The sequence below is a fragment of the Parazoarcus sp. PS-13 R2A genome, from assembly GCF_057621855.1.
Genome location: NZ_JBYEXN010000027.1, coordinates 36687 through 53699 on the forward strand (window position 1 = coordinate 36687; position 17013 = coordinate 53699).

15 protein-coding genes are annotated in these 17013 nt (G+C 58.4%); 9 read left to right on the plus strand and 6 right to left on the minus strand.

Going from position 1 to position 17013, the window contains the following annotated elements; genetic code table 11:
* Window positions 1-17 precede the first annotated feature (17 nt).
* The 8 genes from AC22G6_RS19500 (at window position 18) to AC22G6_RS19535 (ending at window position 9460) form a co-directional block, all read left to right on the plus strand.
* On the plus strand, window positions 18-2447 hold the full coding sequence (locus tag AC22G6_RS19500) for an efflux RND transporter permease subunit (protein ID WP_487368141.1): 2430 nt from the start codon (window positions 18-20) through the stop codon (window positions 2445-2447).
* Window positions 2448-2602: 155 nt separating this feature from the next.
* Entirely contained in the window at window positions 2603-3568 is a 966-nt protein-coding gene (locus tag AC22G6_RS19505; protein ID WP_108947965.1) for a VOC family protein, read from the plus strand.
* Window position 3569: 1 nt separating this feature from the next.
* Complete coding sequence (locus AC22G6_RS19510; protein ID WP_108947966.1) at window positions 3570-4412, plus strand: enoyl-CoA hydratase/isomerase family protein; 843 nt, start codon at window positions 3570-3572, stop codon at window positions 4410-4412.
* A 77-nt stretch (window positions 4413-4489) separates the two neighbouring features.
* On the plus strand, window positions 4490-5293 hold the full coding sequence (locus tag AC22G6_RS19515) for an SDR family NAD(P)-dependent oxidoreductase (protein WP_487368142.1): 804 nt from the start codon (window positions 4490-4492) through the stop codon (window positions 5291-5293).
* Window positions 5294-5303: 10 nt separating this feature from the next.
* Window positions 5304-6230, plus strand: coding sequence for a quinone oxidoreductase family protein (locus AC22G6_RS19520; protein ID WP_108947968.1), 927 nt, complete (start codon window positions 5304-5306; stop codon window positions 6228-6230).
* 10 nt (window positions 6231-6240) lie between these two features.
* The gene (locus AC22G6_RS19525; protein WP_487368143.1) at window positions 6241-7209 is read left to right on the plus strand and encodes a Rieske 2Fe-2S domain-containing protein; all 969 of its coding nucleotides are present in this window, start codon (window positions 6241-6243) and stop codon (window positions 7207-7209) included.
* Window positions 7206-8249: an oxygenase gene (locus tag AC22G6_RS19530; protein ID WP_487368144.1), complete on the plus strand. Its 1044-nt coding sequence runs from the start codon at window positions 7206-7208 to the stop codon at window positions 8247-8249. The genes AC22G6_RS19525 and AC22G6_RS19530 overlap by 4 nt, the downstream gene beginning before the upstream one ends.
* Window positions 8250-8302: 53 nt before the next feature.
* Complete coding sequence (locus tag AC22G6_RS19535; protein WP_487368151.1) at window positions 8303-9460, plus strand: multidrug effflux MFS transporter; 1158 nt, start codon at window positions 8303-8305, stop codon at window positions 9458-9460.
* Window position 9461: 1 nt separating this feature from the next.
* On the opposite strand, the gene AC22G6_RS19540 is transcribed toward AC22G6_RS19535, so the two are convergent.
* The 5 genes from AC22G6_RS19540 to AC22G6_RS19560 form a co-directional block, all read right to left on the minus strand.
* Window positions 9462-9710, minus strand: a complete 249-nt coding sequence (locus AC22G6_RS19540; RefSeq protein WP_108947971.1) for a hypothetical protein — start codon at window positions 9708-9710, stop codon at window positions 9462-9464.
* Window positions 9711-9791: 81 nt separating this feature from the next.
* Window positions 9792-11375, minus strand: a complete 1584-nt coding sequence (locus AC22G6_RS19545) for a phytoene desaturase family protein (RefSeq protein ID WP_487368145.1) — start codon at window positions 11373-11375, stop codon at window positions 9792-9794.
* Window positions 11376-11492: 117 nt separating this feature from the next.
* Window positions 11493-12809 carry an amidohydrolase family protein gene (locus AC22G6_RS19550; RefSeq protein WP_487368146.1) on the minus strand — a complete coding sequence of 439 codons (1317 nt, stop codon included), beginning with the start codon at window positions 12807-12809 and terminating at the stop codon, window positions 11493-11495.
* A gap of 98 nt (window positions 12810-12907) precedes the next feature.
* Window positions 12908-13477: an aromatic-ring-hydroxylating dioxygenase subunit beta gene (locus AC22G6_RS19555; RefSeq protein WP_487368147.1), complete on the minus strand. Its 570-nt coding sequence runs from the start codon at window positions 13475-13477 to the stop codon at window positions 12908-12910.
* Window positions 13478-13519: 42 nt separating this feature from the next.
* Window positions 13520-14914, minus strand: coding sequence for an aromatic ring-hydroxylating dioxygenase subunit alpha (locus AC22G6_RS19560; RefSeq protein ID WP_487368148.1), 1395 nt, complete (start codon window positions 14912-14914; stop codon window positions 13520-13522).
* Window positions 14915-15280: 366 nt separating this feature from the next.
* Between AC22G6_RS19560 and AC22G6_RS19565 the strand changes: the two genes are divergently transcribed.
* Complete coding sequence (locus AC22G6_RS19565) at window positions 15281-16060, plus strand: SDR family oxidoreductase (RefSeq protein ID WP_487368149.1); 780 nt, start codon at window positions 15281-15283, stop codon at window positions 16058-16060.
* Here the strand turns inward: AC22G6_RS19565 and AC22G6_RS19570 are convergent.
* Window positions 16057-16476 (minus strand): VOC family protein, encoded by a 420-nt coding sequence (locus AC22G6_RS19570; protein ID WP_487368150.1) that lies wholly within the window; start codon window positions 16474-16476, stop codon window positions 16057-16059. The genes AC22G6_RS19565 and AC22G6_RS19570 overlap by 4 nt on opposite strands.
* Window positions 16477-17013 lie beyond the last annotated feature (537 nt).

Consider the following 17013-nt stretch of genomic DNA (forward strand, 5'->3'; position numbering starts at 1 on the left):
CTATTCAAGAGATCTCCATGGCAGGCCATAGCGAAAACCCGGCAATGCCCATTGTCCGCGAACTGAAGGATTTTGACCTGCAGTCCGGAAATGGACTCGAACGGTTCATCTTCAACAATCGGGTTCTCGTGTTCCTCGCGTGCCTGATTGCTACCGTCCTTCTCGGCGTTGCTGCTTCGCGCATTGAGGTCAACGCGAATTTCGAGCGGATGATTCCGATCGGCAGCCCGTACATCCAGAACTACCTTGACAACAAGAGTGAGTTGCCCGGTCTTGGCAATACTGTGCGGGTCGTGGTCGAGAACAGAACGGGCGATATTTTCGACCGCGAATACCTCGATGTTCTGCGCAAGATCAATGACGACCTCTACCTTATCCCTGGGGTTGATCGTTCGTGGATGAAGTCGATCTGGATGCCGATCGTGCGCTGGCGTGAGGTCACGGAGGATGGCATCAACGGCGGAGCGGTCATGCCGTCAAATTACAACGGCGACGCGGAGTCGATCTCGACGCTCAGAGCAAATATCGCAAAAGCCGGCATTGTCGGTCGCCTGGTGGCGACCGATCTGAAGTCCAGCATGATCGTGGCCCCTTTGCTGGACATCAACCCCGATACCGGTGATGCCTTGAACTATGGGCAGTTCTCCAATGAACTGGAGCAGAAGATTCGCGCTTATGAAAGCGACCGGATCGGCATCCATATCGTTGGTTTCGCAAAGATCGTCGGTGACCTGATCGATGGTTTGCGCGAAGTGATGATGTTCTTTGCGGTTTCTGTGGCTGTGGCAGCGTTGTTTGTGTACATCTATACCCGGTGTGTGCGCAGTACGCTGTTGCTGGTGACGGTCGCCGTTATTGGTGTGGTCTGGCTGCTCGGCTTGATGCAACTGCTTGGCTACGAGTTGGATCCGTACTCGATTCTCGTGCCCTTCCTGATTTTTGCGATTGGTCTTTCCCACGGTGCGCAAAAGATGAACGGCATCATGCAGGACATCGGGCGCGGTACGCACAAGTATGTAGCCGCACGCTACACCTTCCGCCGCCTGTTCATGGCAGGGCTGACCGCATTGCTTGCGAACATCGTCGGATTCGCTGTCCTGATCATCATTGACATTCCGGTTATTCGCGATCTCGCACTGACCACCAGCGTTGGCGTTTCAGTCCTGATCTTCACCAAGCTTGTGTTGATCCCCGTCGCACTGTCCTATATGGGGGTCAGTGAATCGGCCGCGAAGCACGCCATGAACGATGGCAGCAATGATTCCGGGAAACAATCGTTAACGAGCAGGGTCTGGGTGCTTCTTGACGAGCTGACAGAGCGTCGCTGGGCACTTGTTGCGATTGCGATTGCGGTGCTGATTACCGTGGTCAGCGGAGTGGTGATGCAGGATCTTCGTATCGGTGATCTGGATGCAGGGGCTCCGGAGCTGCGCCCGGACTCCCGATACAATCGTGACAACGCCTACATAACAGATAACTACGGGCTTTCGAGCGACCAGTTTGTCGTCATCATGAAGACGAGTGACGAGGGGTGCCGACTGTATTCCTCACTGCAGAAAATGGATGCTCTGTCCCAGGCTTTGCGGGCCGATCCGGCGGTGCAGACGACAACCTCATTGGCAGAGACGGTAAGATTCATCACTTCGGCGATGTTCGAAGGTAATCCCAAGTGGTTGACGTTGAGCCGCAATCAATCGATTGTCGACTCGGCTGTTTCAGCTGCGATCATTGGCACGCCCGATATCACCAATCAGCCGTGCTCGGTTTCGCCCTTGATCGCCTATTTGTCCGACCACAAGGCCGATACGGTCGGTCGTGTACTGGCGACTGCCGAAGCATTTGCAAATGCTAACAACACTGCAGCGGATGCCAATGAGCCCGTTCAGTTCTTGCTTGCGGCGGGTAGTGCGGGGATTGAGGCCGCGACCAATATCGAGGTGCAAAAGAGCATTGTCACGATGTACCTCGCCGTCTATGGCGCTACGGCGTTGCTGTGCCTGATTACCTTCAAGAGCATAAGAGCCACCATTGTTGCGCTCATACCGCTGGTGATGACGACGATCATTTGCAAGGCCTTGATGGTATGGCTTGGGATCGGTCTCAAGGTGGCGACACTGCCGGTTATTGCAGTCGGGGTCGGGGTGGGCGTTGACTATGCGCTTTACCTGCTTAGTGTCCAGATCGCGGTTCAACGTCATGGTGGCAGCTTGCGCATGGCTTACCGGCGCTCGCTGGATTTCACCGGTAAGGTCGTTGCGCTCGTTGGCCTTACGATGGCGGCAGGCGTTATCACCTGGGCGTGGTCGCCAATCAAATTTCAGGCGGACATGGGCATTCTGCTGACCTTCATGTTCCTGTGGAACATGCTGGGTGCATTGATCCTTATTCCAGCCCTGTCCCATTTCATGCTCAACCCGCAGCGCGGGAAAGCGTCGCATCCTGCATGACGATTATCTGAACACCCTTTCCGCGCGGTATCGCGAGGAAGATTCCGGATGAGTGCAGGGCGTGTGCTCCTGTCGCTCCAATTTTGGTGGTTTGCATGAGCTGCAAAAGGCAGTAGGGACTCGTGCGGCCAGATTGATCACGAATGGAGACAAATATGTTCGATCTGTTGATGAGTGCCGACATGATGGTGCCAGATCCTGATGGGATGGCCGACCTTCTTGCCGACAAGCTGGGTGTTCATAAGCATGAGCGTTGGCGCCAGGCTTTCGACAACCATCCGTATATTGCTCACTTTCTGAGGGTGCACAAGTCGCTCGCCGTCTCGCCGACAAGGGTTGAGCCACAGTGGCACCTCGACTTCGAGAACCCCGGTGATCCAATGTTCCACGAGTTCCTCGAGAGCCTGAAGGACTTTCAGGGGCGCCATCGTCCGATGATCACCCACTCGGTTGTGCTCGCACTGCACGGGCCAAAGTTCGACACTTTCGTCGAAAGGCTGATGCGTCGAGGCCTGGAATTCCGTATGGCCCAGCGCACGCCGGAGATGCCATTCGACCGACTGTGGCTGGGTGCAACGCCAGAGCGCCCGCGTTATCAACCGACGGTTGATGGCGGTCTCTGTATTGAAGTGATGCCGATGGAGCCGCTGCAGATGCCGGCGGAGACGTTCTCTGTACCGCCTGCGCAGCCGCGCGATGCAAAGCCAGGTGACATGGTGCGTGTTACTGCCCGAGGATTCCTTGTTCGAAACCTGAACGAAACCCTTCGCAAGTGTTCGGTGAATCTCGACTGGGAGCCGAGCGGCGAGATCGAAGCCCTGCACCGCGAGGGCTATTGTCGGGCAACCATGCCGTTTACCGTCGCCAACAGCGCGTCGCTCGACATCATCGAGCCGACCCGTTGGGACAGTCTTGCCGGGCACTACCTCAACAACTGGGGGCCGGGCTTGTACTACATCCGAATTGGTGTCACCGACCTGAAAGCCAAGGCTGAGGACCTCAAAGCTCGCGGGACGCGTTTTACCTGGGTGGAGGAGTCGGAAGCTGTTGGTGGCGGGTCATTGATTCGAGTCGACCCTGACCAGCTTCGCGGCCAGGTGTTCGAGTTTGAGGAGTGCTGAAATGGTGACGAGCATTGAGAAGCAGGGCGAGGCTGATCTGGAGACGACGCGGGTACGTGCGATAAACGCGGCGGTGACAGTGGAGCAGCGTGGCAGTGTCGGTTGGATCGTCCTTAACCGGCCCGCTCAGATCAATGCCATCAACGACCACATCCGAGTCGGTGTACCCGAGGCTTTGCGCGAGCTAAACGCGGATGCTGAGATACGGGTCATTGTGATCCGCGGTGAAGGGCCACGGGGGTTCTGCGCTGGCGCTGATATCAAAGAGCAACGCGGGGCGGAGACCGCAGTCCAGGTCCGCGGGCGAATGGAAGGGGCGCGCTGGATCGAAGCGTTAGATGAAACCGAGAAGCCTGTCATTGCTGCTATTCACGGATATTGCATGGGTGGCGGGTTGGAACTCGCGCTTGCATGCGATATCCGCTACGCGACGCCAGATGCGATTTTCAGCCTTCCAGAAACAGCCTTGGGCCTGATACCTGGCGGTGGGGGAACCCAGCGTCTTCCTCGTGTGGTCGGTCCCGGACGTGCGCTCGACCTGTTGCTGACGGGAGACAAGGTCAACGCGGAGCGCGCACGCGAGATTGGCCTCATTACCCGGGTTTCTACTAAGACTGAGTCCCTGCTTTCAGAGGTTGCTGATTTTGCGGCCAGCATCGCGGCGCGGTCACCGCTTGCGACCCTGTTTGTAAAGAGGGCCGCGCGTGCGGCTCTTGATCTTGATCTCAAGAAGGGGCTCGACCTCGAACTCGATCTGTTTGCACTTTTGAAGCCGAGTGAAGACGCGGCTGAAGCCGCGCTTGCCTTCAAGGAAAAGCGACCGCCGCACTTTGCTGGACGCTGAGGTGGGCATCACAGGTTTGACAAGAACAAAGATATTTGGAGACCGCAGTCATGAGTGATCGAAAACTTGAAGGGCGCGTGGCGATCATTACCGGCGCAGGTGGCGGACTTGGAGCCGAGTCAGCCCGGGTCCTGGCGATGCATGGTGCTAGCGTGGGTGTTATCGATATCAACATGGAGGCGGCCGAGCGCGTCGCGGCAGAGATCGTTGCCAGCGGCGGCAAGGCCTTGGCCGTGCGTACCGACGTCTCCGTAGAGGCGGACGTCAAGGCCATGGTTGAGGCCATTGTCGTCCGTTTCGGGCGTGTTGACGTGCTGTACAGCAACGCGGCCTTGTTGAGTGTTGATCAACGCCGACTTGATCGTGATGTAATTAATATGGACGTCGATGCATGGGATCGCGCCATGGGCGTGAACCTGAGGGGCGCGATGCTGTGTGCGAAGTATGCGGTGCGCGAAATGCTCAAGAACGAAAAGGGGTCGCTGATTTTTGCAACCTCCGGCCTTGGGGTTCAGGGCGATTTGTCGCTATCCGCATACGCAGCATCCAAGGCCGCATTGATCATGCTCAGCCGGTCCATCGCTACGCAGTATGGCAAGCAGGGTATTCGCTCCAATGCGATGCAGATCGGGTTGGCGCCGTCCGAGAATGCTCACGGCAGCATGCCCGCCGAGGTCATCCAGATTCTTCGCGACAACCATCTGACACCGGATGTGGGAACACCGCGCCAGATCGCGGATGTCGTTGCCTTCCTCGCCAGTGATGAAGCTGCATTCGTGACCGGGTCGACGCTGGTGGCAGATGGTGGGTTTTCCGCCCACACACCTTCACTGGTTGCGATGAAAGCGCTGTTTGCGCAGACCGGCGCGAAGGGCATGTGAGGAGCGTATCGTGAAAGCAGCCGTCATTAGCGAGCGGGGCGCAGCCCCCGCAGTGCAGGAGTTTCAGGAGCCGGTGCCACTGGATGGTGCCGTGCTGATCGAAGTCGATACCGCGGGTTTGGGTGGTTGGGACGTGTTGGGTGCTTATCGCATGGGGGTTGAATACCCCTGCGTGATTCGCGGCGAAGGGGTTGGTCGGGCCACAGATGGGAGGCGGGTCTATTTCGGCGAACGCTCGGTCATGCCTTTCGGGGCCTGGGCGGAGCGTACGCTGGTGCCCGAAGCCGAGGTCTGGAATGTACCCGACTGGGTGGACGATAGGACTGCGATCACGATGGGCATTGCTGCGACGGGTGCTCTGGTGCCGCTTGAGCATGCAAAAATCCGCAAAGGGGAGCAAGTGCTGGTGCTGGGTGCTACGGGTACGCTCGGGCAGGTAGCGCTTCAGCTCGCACGTTATCTTGGCGCTGGCAGGGTGGTGGCTGCAGCACGATCTGCGGAGAGTCTGCAGCGGCTAAAGGCCCGTGGCATTGCCGACGAGGTCGTTGTGCTCGGTGGCGAGGACGATGTCGGTGCGCTCAAGGCAGCGGCTGGCGAAGGCTTCGATGTCGTGCTTGATCTCGTCTGTGGTCAGCCGATGCTCAATGCGCTGAAAGCGACCCGCTGGGGGGCGCGCATTCTCACCATCGGAACCGGCGCTGGGCGTCAGGTCAATCTGGATATTGCCGATCTGCTGTTCCGAAGTCTCGCGTGTATCGGTACTGGCCAACGCCCCCCATCTGAGCGCAGGGAGATCTGGGAGCGCCTATTGCGAATTTCACGCGACGAGAACATTCAGGTCGACTACCTCGACTACACCCTGGATCAGGCTGCAGAGGCATGGGCTTCGCAGGTTGCCGGGCCACACGCCAAGATCACGGCACGTATCCGTGCCTGAGTTCAACGAAATGTTCGAAAAGAAGGTCGGACGTTGGTGGGCCGTCGCGCTGGCTGAGGCGGTGAAGGGCGACAAAGCCCTCGCCGTAACCTGCGAGGGTGAGCAACTGGCACTTTTCCGCAACGACGCAGGCGGGGTGTTCGCGCTGGAGGATCGCTGCCCCCATCGCCGCGTGCCCTTATCGCCCGGGCCGGTGAAGGCGAACGGTCTGCAGTGTCCCTATCATGGCTGGACTTTTGATGGCGCAAGCGGGGTGTGCGCTGACATTCCCAATCTGCGGCGGGATGAAAAAGTGCCGGCTCGTTACGCCGCGCGCGCTTTTCCAGCCATCGAGTGCAACGGCTTCATCCATGTATGGCATGGCGAAGGGAGGCCGCACGGGGAGTTGCCATGTTTTGGTTACCAGGCTTTTGGCCCCGAACGCACGGGCGTTGCGGTTGTCGGGCTGGCTTTGCATGACTATCTGGATATGATGCTCGACGGCCCGGAGTGTCTGCTCCGCTTCCCCGGCGTGCAGATCACCGATTTCTTTCTTGGCGACCCGAGACGGCAGGGGCGGCATCTGGTGCTCGACCGCGGTGCAGTATGGACGGGCAAGGGGCCCGGGCCGGCCTTTGTGAGGGATTATCCTCTATGGTTGCGGACGCGGGTGCCGCTTGACGGCGGCGATATCCAGGTTGAGTTGATGACCTCGGACGAAGTCCTGCTCGTCAGTATCGTGATCGCCGCCAGTGCCAATCGTCGCGGCACAACCAGTCTGTGCTGGCGCGGCTTTCAGCGCCGAAACCCAGTTGCTGGGACATCGCTGAAATGGCGCGTGCGTCAGGCAATAGGCATGACCTTGTTCGATGTCTTTGGCGCCGTCGACGGCCGGGCGGTCGCTGCTGTCGAGGTGGCGCCTTCGATTGAGCGTCATGCCTTCGTCGTTGCAAGCACCTCACCGAATCCACCGACCTTTCTCAAAAAGAGTGCGGCATGAACGAGCAGGTTAATCAGAAGACCGTGCCGCACGAAGGTGAGGCAATTTCCAAGCGCGATTGGGTGCCGATCAACCTTGATTTGCGCGATACCTGGTTTCCTGTAGCTTACAGCGCCGATGTTGGGTCAAGGCCGGTAAGGCGGGTCGTTCACAACCAGGATGTCTATCTTTGGCGCGACGGTTCTGCGGTGCGCGCTGCCGAGTTTCGTCCAGACCGTCTGGAGGCGATGCGTTCTTGCGCAAGTGCTTTCACTGGTGGCTCGGGGCGTTATCCGGTCGTGGAGTGTTATGGCTATGTGTGGACCTGGTATGGCGATCCGGATCACGCTCAAGAGGAATTGATTCCGAATATTCCTTTTTTGCCGCGTGACGGTCAGGGCATTCCGCGCTACACGCAGCGCGCAGTGCGTTTCGACGCGGCGTCGCCACTGTCGGTGGAGAATCTCATCGACCTGACCCATGCCGACTTTCTTCATGCCAATGCGATTGGCGACGGTCAGTCGGAAAGTGATGAAGTCGAGGTGTTCTCGACCTCCGAGACGGTGACGCGCATCCGCAACGTGAAGCAAAAATCGGTCGCGCCGGTGATGCGCTGGATTGGCGGCGTACGCGCCCGCTACCAGGATTTGCGGGCGGTGCTGCATGTGCATCTGCGTAATAGTGTGTGCGTGTCGTATCCCGAGTTCACGCCGGGATATGCGATTCCAAACGTGCAACCTTTTGTTCCGGTTGGGAAGCACCGCTCGCGGGTCGATCAGACCAATTACACGGTACATGCGCCTGCTCCTTTCCGGTGGTTGATGCCCAGGATCTCCTATGTCATTCAACCGCAGGACAACTCGGTGCTACGCCAGCAGAACGCGCGCTATTTCGAATCAACCGAGCGACGTGATCTGAGTTCGCGCTTCGATGGGCCCGGCAATCGATATCGATTGTTGATGGCAAGGTTGGCTGAGCGTCAGAGACGAGGTGATTTGAGCTATGGACCGGATGCAGATCCTGGCGCAGATATCTCCGAAGTCCTCGGGTTCCGGGGCTGAAGACCCTGATTTCAGACCGTGCTTCGCCGACTGGTTATACGGGGACGACCCTGATCCTAGCGGGCTTGGCGATGCTCGGGCCCTTCTCGATCAACACCTATCTGCCGTCTTTCGGCGAGATGGCGCACGTTTTCGCGGTTGATGTCGCAGCGATCCAGCAAACGGTAGCAATCTATTTTGCGGCGTTTGCTTTCATGTCCTTATGGCACGGCTCTCTGTCCGACGCCTTGGGGCGCAGGAGAGTTGTGCTGGTCGGATTGGCAATTTATGCGTTTGCTTCGCTGGCCTGCGTATTTGCGACGCGTGTGGAAGAGCTTTGGGTGCTGCGCGCTTTTCAGGGGTTCTCTGCGGGTGCCGGCATCGTCATTGGTCGGGCGGTGGTGCGCGATCTACACGACGGCCCGCAGGCACAGCGGATGATGTCGCATGTCGTGATGATGTTCGGGCTTGCGCCAGCGATTTCACCGCTGATTGGTGGGTGGTTGCAGGCCGCTTTCGGTTGGCGCTCGGTCTTTCTGTTTTTGTGTCTTCTGGCATCCGGTCTATTCGTCGCGGTACTACTGCGCCTGAATGAGACGCTCCCCATTTCGCGTCGGCAACCACTGCGGGTGAAGTCGCTCGCCTGCGGTTACCTCGCAGTGTTCGGTAATCTGCGCTTCATGGCGTGGTCGCTGTCGTATGCATCCATGTTCGGCGCTTCGTTCATCTATGTTCTCTCCGCACCGGTCTTCCTCATGCTCCATCTTGGGCTCAAAGAGACGGATTTTCTTTGGCTGTTCGCCCCTGCAACTGCTGGCATGGTGCTGGGTTCGGCACTGTCCGGCAAGATGACGCAACGTTGGTCGCGTGGCGCGACGATCTGGCGCGCGTTCATGATCATGAGTGGCGCAGTTGTCTTGAACATCGCGGTATGCGTGGTCGAGCCGGTCGGGATCGGCTGGTACGTGGTTTACATCCTGATTTTCAATATGGGGATGTCGCTGGCAATCCCGACCGTCACGCTGCGCGGACTCGATTGTGCGCCGGACAGGCGAGGCATGGCATCGTCTGTCCAGCTATTCGTGCAGACCGGGTTCAATGCGATCATCGCTTCGGTGCTCGCCCCTGCGCTGTGGGGATCGCTCATCTCACTGGCTTACGGCGCAGCGGGCCTTTTGCTGTGCGCAACTATCGGCGTAGTTGTTGCGTCGCGCATATCCCCGGCTGATTGATTCATGTGGCCGGTTTCGCTGCCTTGGTTCGGTGACGACTCTGCAGATAACCCCTGAACAGCAGACCCGGCATGCGGAGCAGGGTGCTCCAGCCAATCAGCTTGACCGCCTGCCAGCAGTCCTCGGGCTTGATCAGTATGGTAGTGGCCATCGAACCCATGATCTTGCCCTTCATGATCAGGGTCTCCCCGTCGCGTTGGATCGACTTGACTTCCATCATCTCGACCCCGTCCTTGCTGAACATCTTCATGGTGTGATCCCGTGATTCCGAGCGTTTCCGCTCGCTCTGAAGGTGCCGGAGGGGCGTTGCGATGCGCCTCCGGCAGGTTCGTCAGGCGTCGATCAGTTTGTCGAAGTCCATGCCGAGGTTTTCCATGAGCACGCGTGCAACGTTGCGTCCGGACGATGCGGTGACGCCACCACCGGGGTGCGTGCTCGCTCCAGACAGGTACAGGCCTTCCACCGGGGACACGTATTGACCGAAGCCCGGTGCTGGACGGTTGCCGCCAATCTGCCAGTTGTAGGAGCCGAAGTGCAGGATGTCGGCACCGATCATGGCGTTGTTGTGACGCTCGATATCAAGCGGGGTCATCCATGAGAATCCGATGATGTTGTCGTCGCTCATATTGGTGGTGAGCTTGCGCAGGTCGTCGAGGAACCCATGAGCGACCTCCTTGCCGATTTCGTCCCATTTTTTCGCCCCGCCCTTGACGTTATACGGAGCAAAGCCGTACATGTTGAGCACGCGCTTGCCTTCGGGCGCACGTCTCTTGTCAAAGACGTCCTGCATCACGTAGGCAATGAAATCCCGCCGTGGGATGCCGTATTCGAGATCGGAGAAGGCTCGCGCGAATTCTTCCCAGTTCGAATGCGAACGCTCGACCCAGAAGAAGTCGTCGACTGCCGGACCGACCTTGTACTGCGGGGCCTCGTGCAGTGCGAGATGAAGGTTGAACGGCTGAAAGCTGTTGCGCTTTAGACCGTGGATGCGGCGCTCGAAGCCTTCGGGCAGCGTTGCACCGGGAACCATGGCGGGGAACACCTGTTGCACGTGCATGGTCGAGATGACCGCCTTGCGCGCGACAATCTCTTCGCCCGACTGAAGCACGACACCGGTAGCCTTGCTGCCCTGCATGCGCATCTGCTTGACCGGGGCATTGGTGCGCACCACGCCACCATGAGACTCGAGGCATTCGCGCAGCTTGTCGGCAAATGCACCCGATCCGCCCACCGGGATGCCGACGCCGTAGCGGTGCATGAAGGGCAGGATGATGTAGAAGCCAAAGCCGGTGCCATTGTTGAACGGGTTCATCATCGCTTCGGACGCATAGCGCGCAAGCGCGATTCTGACCTTGTCGTTCTCGAACCATTCGCAGATGAAATCCCACGCGCTCATCGCCTGGGTGCGCATCAGGTCCTGCCCCACGGCGCTCTGCTCCATCATCACCGCCTGCGTACTTGCGCTTGGCGGGGTGTGGAACATGCCCATGACCATCATGTCGAGGTTCTGGAAGACCTGATGATTGAAGCGACGGTATGCTTCGGCGTCCTTTTGCGAGAACTTGGCGATGGCCTCACATGTTCGCTCGAGATCGGTATAGAACTCGAGAGTTGTGCCATCGTCATAGAAAATCGCGGTCATCTTGTCCGGGTTGATGTAGCGCAGTCCGAATTTCGACTTCAGCTCCAACTCGTCGTTTCGCAGCAGGGGGTTGGCCTGCAGCAGCGTGTGGGCGACGGAACATACGTCGTGCTTGAAACCCGGAACAGTCAGTTCGCGGGTCATTACGCCGCCGCCGACCTTGTCATTCTTCTCTACGACACAAACCTTGAGACCGGCTTTTTGCAGGTAGCATGCCGCGACCAAGCCATTGTGGCCGCCGCCGGCAACCACAATATCGAACTGATCACTCATTTTTCATCTCCCCCAAGTGCAAGTTGCAATGCGCGTGACGATGCGTGTCGCCTCCAGCAGGAGGCGACACCTTGCGATTGAATCGAATGTTGATGGGCCCGAGCTCGGGCCCCGGGCTTACAGTGCGGTTTCGGCGTCGGCCTGCTTGAACATCGCGTTGATGTCGCCAGAGGTGACCGGCTTGCCCGCTTCGCGTTTCGGTGCAGCGCCGCCCATGCCTTGGGTGGGCGCGGTATTGACGCCTTTCGCGGCCGCTTGAGCGCGAAGCGCGCCGACGGTGCAATTTTCGCGGCCGAGGATATCGAACGGCGCGTAGCTGTATTCACGCATCACGTTGAGGTGGGTCACCTTGTCGATGGTCGCATCGGGCAAGTGCTTGAAACTTTCCCAGACCACTTCCGGCGAATTGGGCCAGGTGCAGTCCGAGTGCGGGTAGTCACACTCCCAGCCAACCATGTCCTCGCCGATGTGCTTCAGGTTCTGCAGGCCGAAGTCGTCCTCGATGAAGCAGGTGATGATGTGCTCCTTGAACACTTCGCTCGGCTTCTTGCCGCCGAAGTCGGCATTGGTCCAGGCTTTGTGATGACGATGGGTGAAGTCCGCACGCTCAAGCAGGTAGGGAATCCAGCCGATGCCACCTTCCGACAGCGCCATCTTGAGTGTCGGGTATTTCTTCCACATCGGGGCCCAGATCCAGTCGGCAGCCGAGTTGGCGATCGAGATCGGCATCGAGGTGATCCAGGCATCGATCGGCGAGAGATCGGATGCGTGATCCGCTTTCACACCGGTGCCAATGTGACAGTTGATCACTACCGCGTTGTCAGCACATGCCTTCCATACTGGATCCCAGTATTCGTCATGGATCGAGGGGAAGCCGTGAAGTGCGGGGTTGTCAGACAGTGAGATGGCATGCACCCCACCTTTTGCCATGCGGTTGATCTCGGCTGCGGCGGCTTGCGGGTCCCACCACGGAATCAGCGCCATCGGGATGAAGCGGCCGGGGGCTGCGTTACACCAGTCGTGAAGGTGCCAGTCGTTGTAGGCCTGGATTGCCGCGAGCGAGACGTCGCGCACGTCAGGGTACTGCTGAAAGCGCTGGCCTGCGAAGCCGGGAAAGGTCGGAAAGCACAGTGAGCCGAGCACGCCGTTCGCGTTCATGTCATCTACGCGGGACTGAACGTCCCAAGTGCCGCGGCGCATGTGCTCGTAGCCGAGTGGCTCCATGCCGTACTCCTCCTTCGGGCGGCCAACCACCGAGTTCAGGCCCATGTAGCCCGTGGCACGACCTTCGAACACCCACACATCGCGACCCTTGAGGGTCTCGATATGGGGTTCGCGACCCTTGAACCTGGCCGGCATGTGGCGCGCAAAGGCGTTTGGGGGTTCGATTGCATGGTCGTCGATACTGACGAGGACGAGGTCTTCGAGTTTCATTGCGTGTCTCCGGTTTTTTTCGATCGTGCGGCCATTTATAGGGACGCACAGAGCCAGCCCCACCGCTTCCGGGGGGCGTGGATGTTCTTTGGACAGATCTAGAGAATGATTCCGAGGTTGGGCGTGCCAATGACGACCTGATCGAGCAGGATTTCACGGCGTGCGAGCATCAGCGAGTCACCCTCGCGGCGCAGGATGTCATGACGTTCGCAGGGGATCAGGTCGAAATAGTCAAAATCGAAACGGCTGCGGGTTACCAGCAGGTAGCTGTCGACCTTGAGTTCGTTGGGTTTGTCGGTTGTGTAGACGCGGACGTTGCTGACCATGCGCTTGACTCTGGACGGTGGGTCTTCGCCCCACGCACTTTTGGTGTCAGTAATGCGCTTCACCCGCATCATCATCGAGCCATAGTTCTCGTGGAGATGCTGAACGTTTCGCGAGTAGGTCTGTGCGAAATGGGCTGTCGATCGCGTGTGACGCAGGGGCGCGTTGTATTCGAGATCCTTGGTCAGCAGTTCCGCCCATTCGCCGAGACGAAGGTTGTCGAGCATCTCCGCTTCGTCGTAGAGGAAGTTGAGGACCGTGTTGTAGATCTCGCTGCCGATGGCAATTCGGTTCTTCCTGATGGAGGGCGGCAGCGGGGTGGGCTCTAGAAGTTCTTGCAGCATGGATGTCTCCTGATAGTCAGTCGTTGTCGGGCGTCATGTCGATCAGTTCTTGGCCGTCATGAGTTCGTGCCAGTACTGCCACCAGCGCCACTGAGTGTCGTCCTTGGTGAAGCCATCGCCGACGTCCCCGGGGCCGGGCCAGCCTTCGGGTTTTGCGTTTTCGTACATCGCCTGATACTTCAGGGTGATGTGCTTGCTGACCGCGCCTTTGGCGGCGAGTGTTTGATGTGGCCAGGTGTCAGAGTCGTCCTGTTCCACCATGCCCGAGGTGCCGAGCAGCTGGACGCCAAGTCTCAACATTTGAGCCTTGAGTTCGGGCGGCGTGTCCTTTTCAGCGAGGATCCAATTGACGAACTCGAGCTTGTCAGGCCCCTTTGGAACGTAGGCGTGCAGTGCCATCACACCGATAACGCCATCGGGCGTGGGGATGTACACGAACTCAAAGAGGCCGTTGGGAAAGAAATTTCCGACTTGAGGGGGCCGCCAGGTCATCAGCTTGAGCTGATCCTCGCTGAAGCGCTCCATCATTTCAGGGAGCATGGCTGGCGTGATGCCGGGGGGGGGCAGGGCTTCGAGCTTTTCCTTGACTGACAGCTCGGATGGCTCCTTGCCTGTTAGCCGGCGGATTTTTCGGTCCAGTTCGATGCAGCGCATGGTGTGTGCGTGTGCCGTGTAGACTTCCGATCCATACATTTCGGGCGTCAGATCGCCGCCGCCACCTTCGCTGCCCGGCTTGCGGTACGGACCAACCTCAGAGAGCCAGCGGTGCAGGGTGAGCACATGGAAGCCGTCGGAAGCGGATTGTTCGCAGGCCGTTTTCCAGTTGGCTCGGATGGTGAAGCGCTGCGGGGGGCCGAGCACCTCCATGCCCTTGTTGGTGCGGCACCAAAGGGTGTCGAAATACCATTTCGCGTCGCCGAGGAAATCGTCAAAGCTCGGGCCGTCAATGTTCCAGGTCGCGAATACCAGACCGCCGTAGATCGCCACGCGGGCCTTCTTCAATCCCAGTTGCTCCTTGGTGAGCAAATTGCCGTGCATGCACTCCTTGTCCACCGGGGCGCCGATGAAATCACCGTTCGGCTTAAAGGCCCAGCCGTGATAGATGCAGACATGTACCGGGGTGTTGCCGACGTCGTGGGTGGAAATCTTCATCCCGCGGTGCGGGCAGACGTTCAGTGAAACGTATATGTTGTCGTCACTGCCCCGCGCCATCAGGACCGAGTCCGAGCCCATGTCCCGAACCACGAAGTCACCCTTGTTCGGGATTTCTGTTTCGTGTCCGAGGAAGACCCAGGTCTTGGCGAAGATGCGCTCCATCTCGAGTTCATACAATTCGGGATCGGACAGGGTCCGCATCTTTACTTCCCGAGTTTCCAGGTTGATGAGATCGGATAGCAGAGTGCCATCCGAGAGCCTGGGGTTTGTTGATTCAGTCATTCGTCCCTCCTCCTGAAGATTGCGGCGTTTCTTTAAAAGTTATACACAAACAAGAAAAGTGTGTAACTTAAAGAGATTGTGCTCTCCAGAATCCTGCTGAGGTTTGATTTAGGTCAACTAGAATTGCCACGCATCACATCTTTTTCGTTCAGAAGATGGATGGGGAGGGCGTAAGGCCATCTATACGATCGGCTGAACTTGTTGGACAGTATGCTCAAATGTGATCCGAAAAATTACTCGCTAACGGTGAGAGTCAGGCGGGCGGGTCAAGTCCGGCAGGGGGAGCTCGATTTTGTGGCGCGGCCAACTTCGACGCGAACTGCGACAAGATCAGCAGCGCGTAGCAACGAATCTGAGGAGTTCTCTATGGATCTTGGACTGAATGGTCGCAAGGCAATTGTCTGTGCGTCATCGCGGGGGCTTGGGAAGGCCTGTGCCATTGCACTCGCAAACGAAGGCTGTTTCGTCGTGATCAACGGGCGCGAAGCACGACAGCTTGAAACCACGGCGGACGAAATCGGAGCGTTGACGGGGCGCCGCCCGCTCACGGTTGCAGCAGATCTCTCGACCGAAGAGGGCCGTCAGTTGCTGCTTGCTTCGTGTGGTGAGCCCGACATCCTAGTGACGAATAATGGGGGGCCGAAGCCCGGTCGGCTTGGCGATTGGGATCATGCCGCCTGGGTGGGCGCGCTCGAGGCCAACATGCTTTCCGCCATCCTGCTTATTCAGGCTGTTGTGGGTGGGATGCGGTCGCGGCGCTTCGGTCGGATCATCAACATCACCTCTGCGATGGTGAAGTCACCACGACTGCCGCTGGGCTTATCGACTGCAGCCCGTGCCGGACTGACCGCTTTCTCCAAAGCGCTCTCGACGGAGACCGTGCGCGACAACGTAACGATCAACAACCTGCTGCCCGAGCGGATTGAAACCGATCGTCTTCGCTACATGATCGACACGCTGGCGCGTGCGAAGGGAACTGGTCTCGAAGAGGCGCGTGCCGAGATGCTGCGACCCGTTGCAGCAGGTCGTTTCGGCCGACCTGAGGAGTTTGCGGCCGCCTGCGCCTTTCTATGCTCCGTTCAGGCTTCCTATATTTGCGGGCAGAATCTGCAGATCGACGGCGGCTCCTACGAAGGCCTGATCTAGCTTGTATCTGCGCCCGAAGCTGTGACGCGACCGCGCACTTTCCAGTCAGCAGGTGCGCGCTCGGTCGCTTCGAAATCGAGTTCAACCTCGACGCCGTTGGGGTCGAACATAAACACCTGCCAAGTGCGGACGTCGCCAGGCGCACGGATAATTCGGTATGGAGTATCTGAGTGGTCAAGGCGGTCCAGCGTCTTTGAAAACCCCTCGGCATGAAATGCCATATGATCAAGCGCACCGCGCCGCGGCTCAGGCATCTGGTCGACGCCAACGACGTGCAACACGGCTTGCTTGCCCGCGTAAAGCCAGTAACCAGGCACCGGGAAGGGGGGGCGCGGGCCTTCTTCCAGTCCGAGTAGCTCAGTGTAGAAGCGGTGCGTGTTGTCGAGTTGATCTGTGACGATCGTGAAGTGATCCATGCGCTTTATCACATCCGCTCCTTGGCGTCGTCTCGTGTTCGAGCGCTTGCAAGTTCAGGCTCGACTGATCCTAATCTGATTGGACACGATTCTAATGCGGGTGACGAACTGTGTCGTCGTTCGCGGAGGTGGCCGTTATCGCTCTGCGCACATCAATTTGTCCCACACCTTGTTTCTATCTGACGTTTGGACAAGCAAACAGGCCCGCTTGAAAGGCCTGTGGGCCTGTGTCAGTAATCGTGCGCTGCTGGTGTTACAAGTTGGTGTTACAAGGCATCGAGGTTGTTAAGTAAGCTATTGATTTATATATGGGGTTTTTGGTGATCCTGAAGCATCTCACCCTCTCCGTCATTTTCCTTTAACGTCCTGATTTCCTTGGTTTTCAAGGCTTTATGGGGTTAAAGCGGTACAAAACACTAGTACATAACACTGGTACAAAACGACGGAGCTGGTGGGCTACGGAGCCCGAAATGCCTGCACTCCCCCAAGGAACCTACCGTACCCCCCACGGTTTTCAGTTCCGCGTCGTTGTCCCCG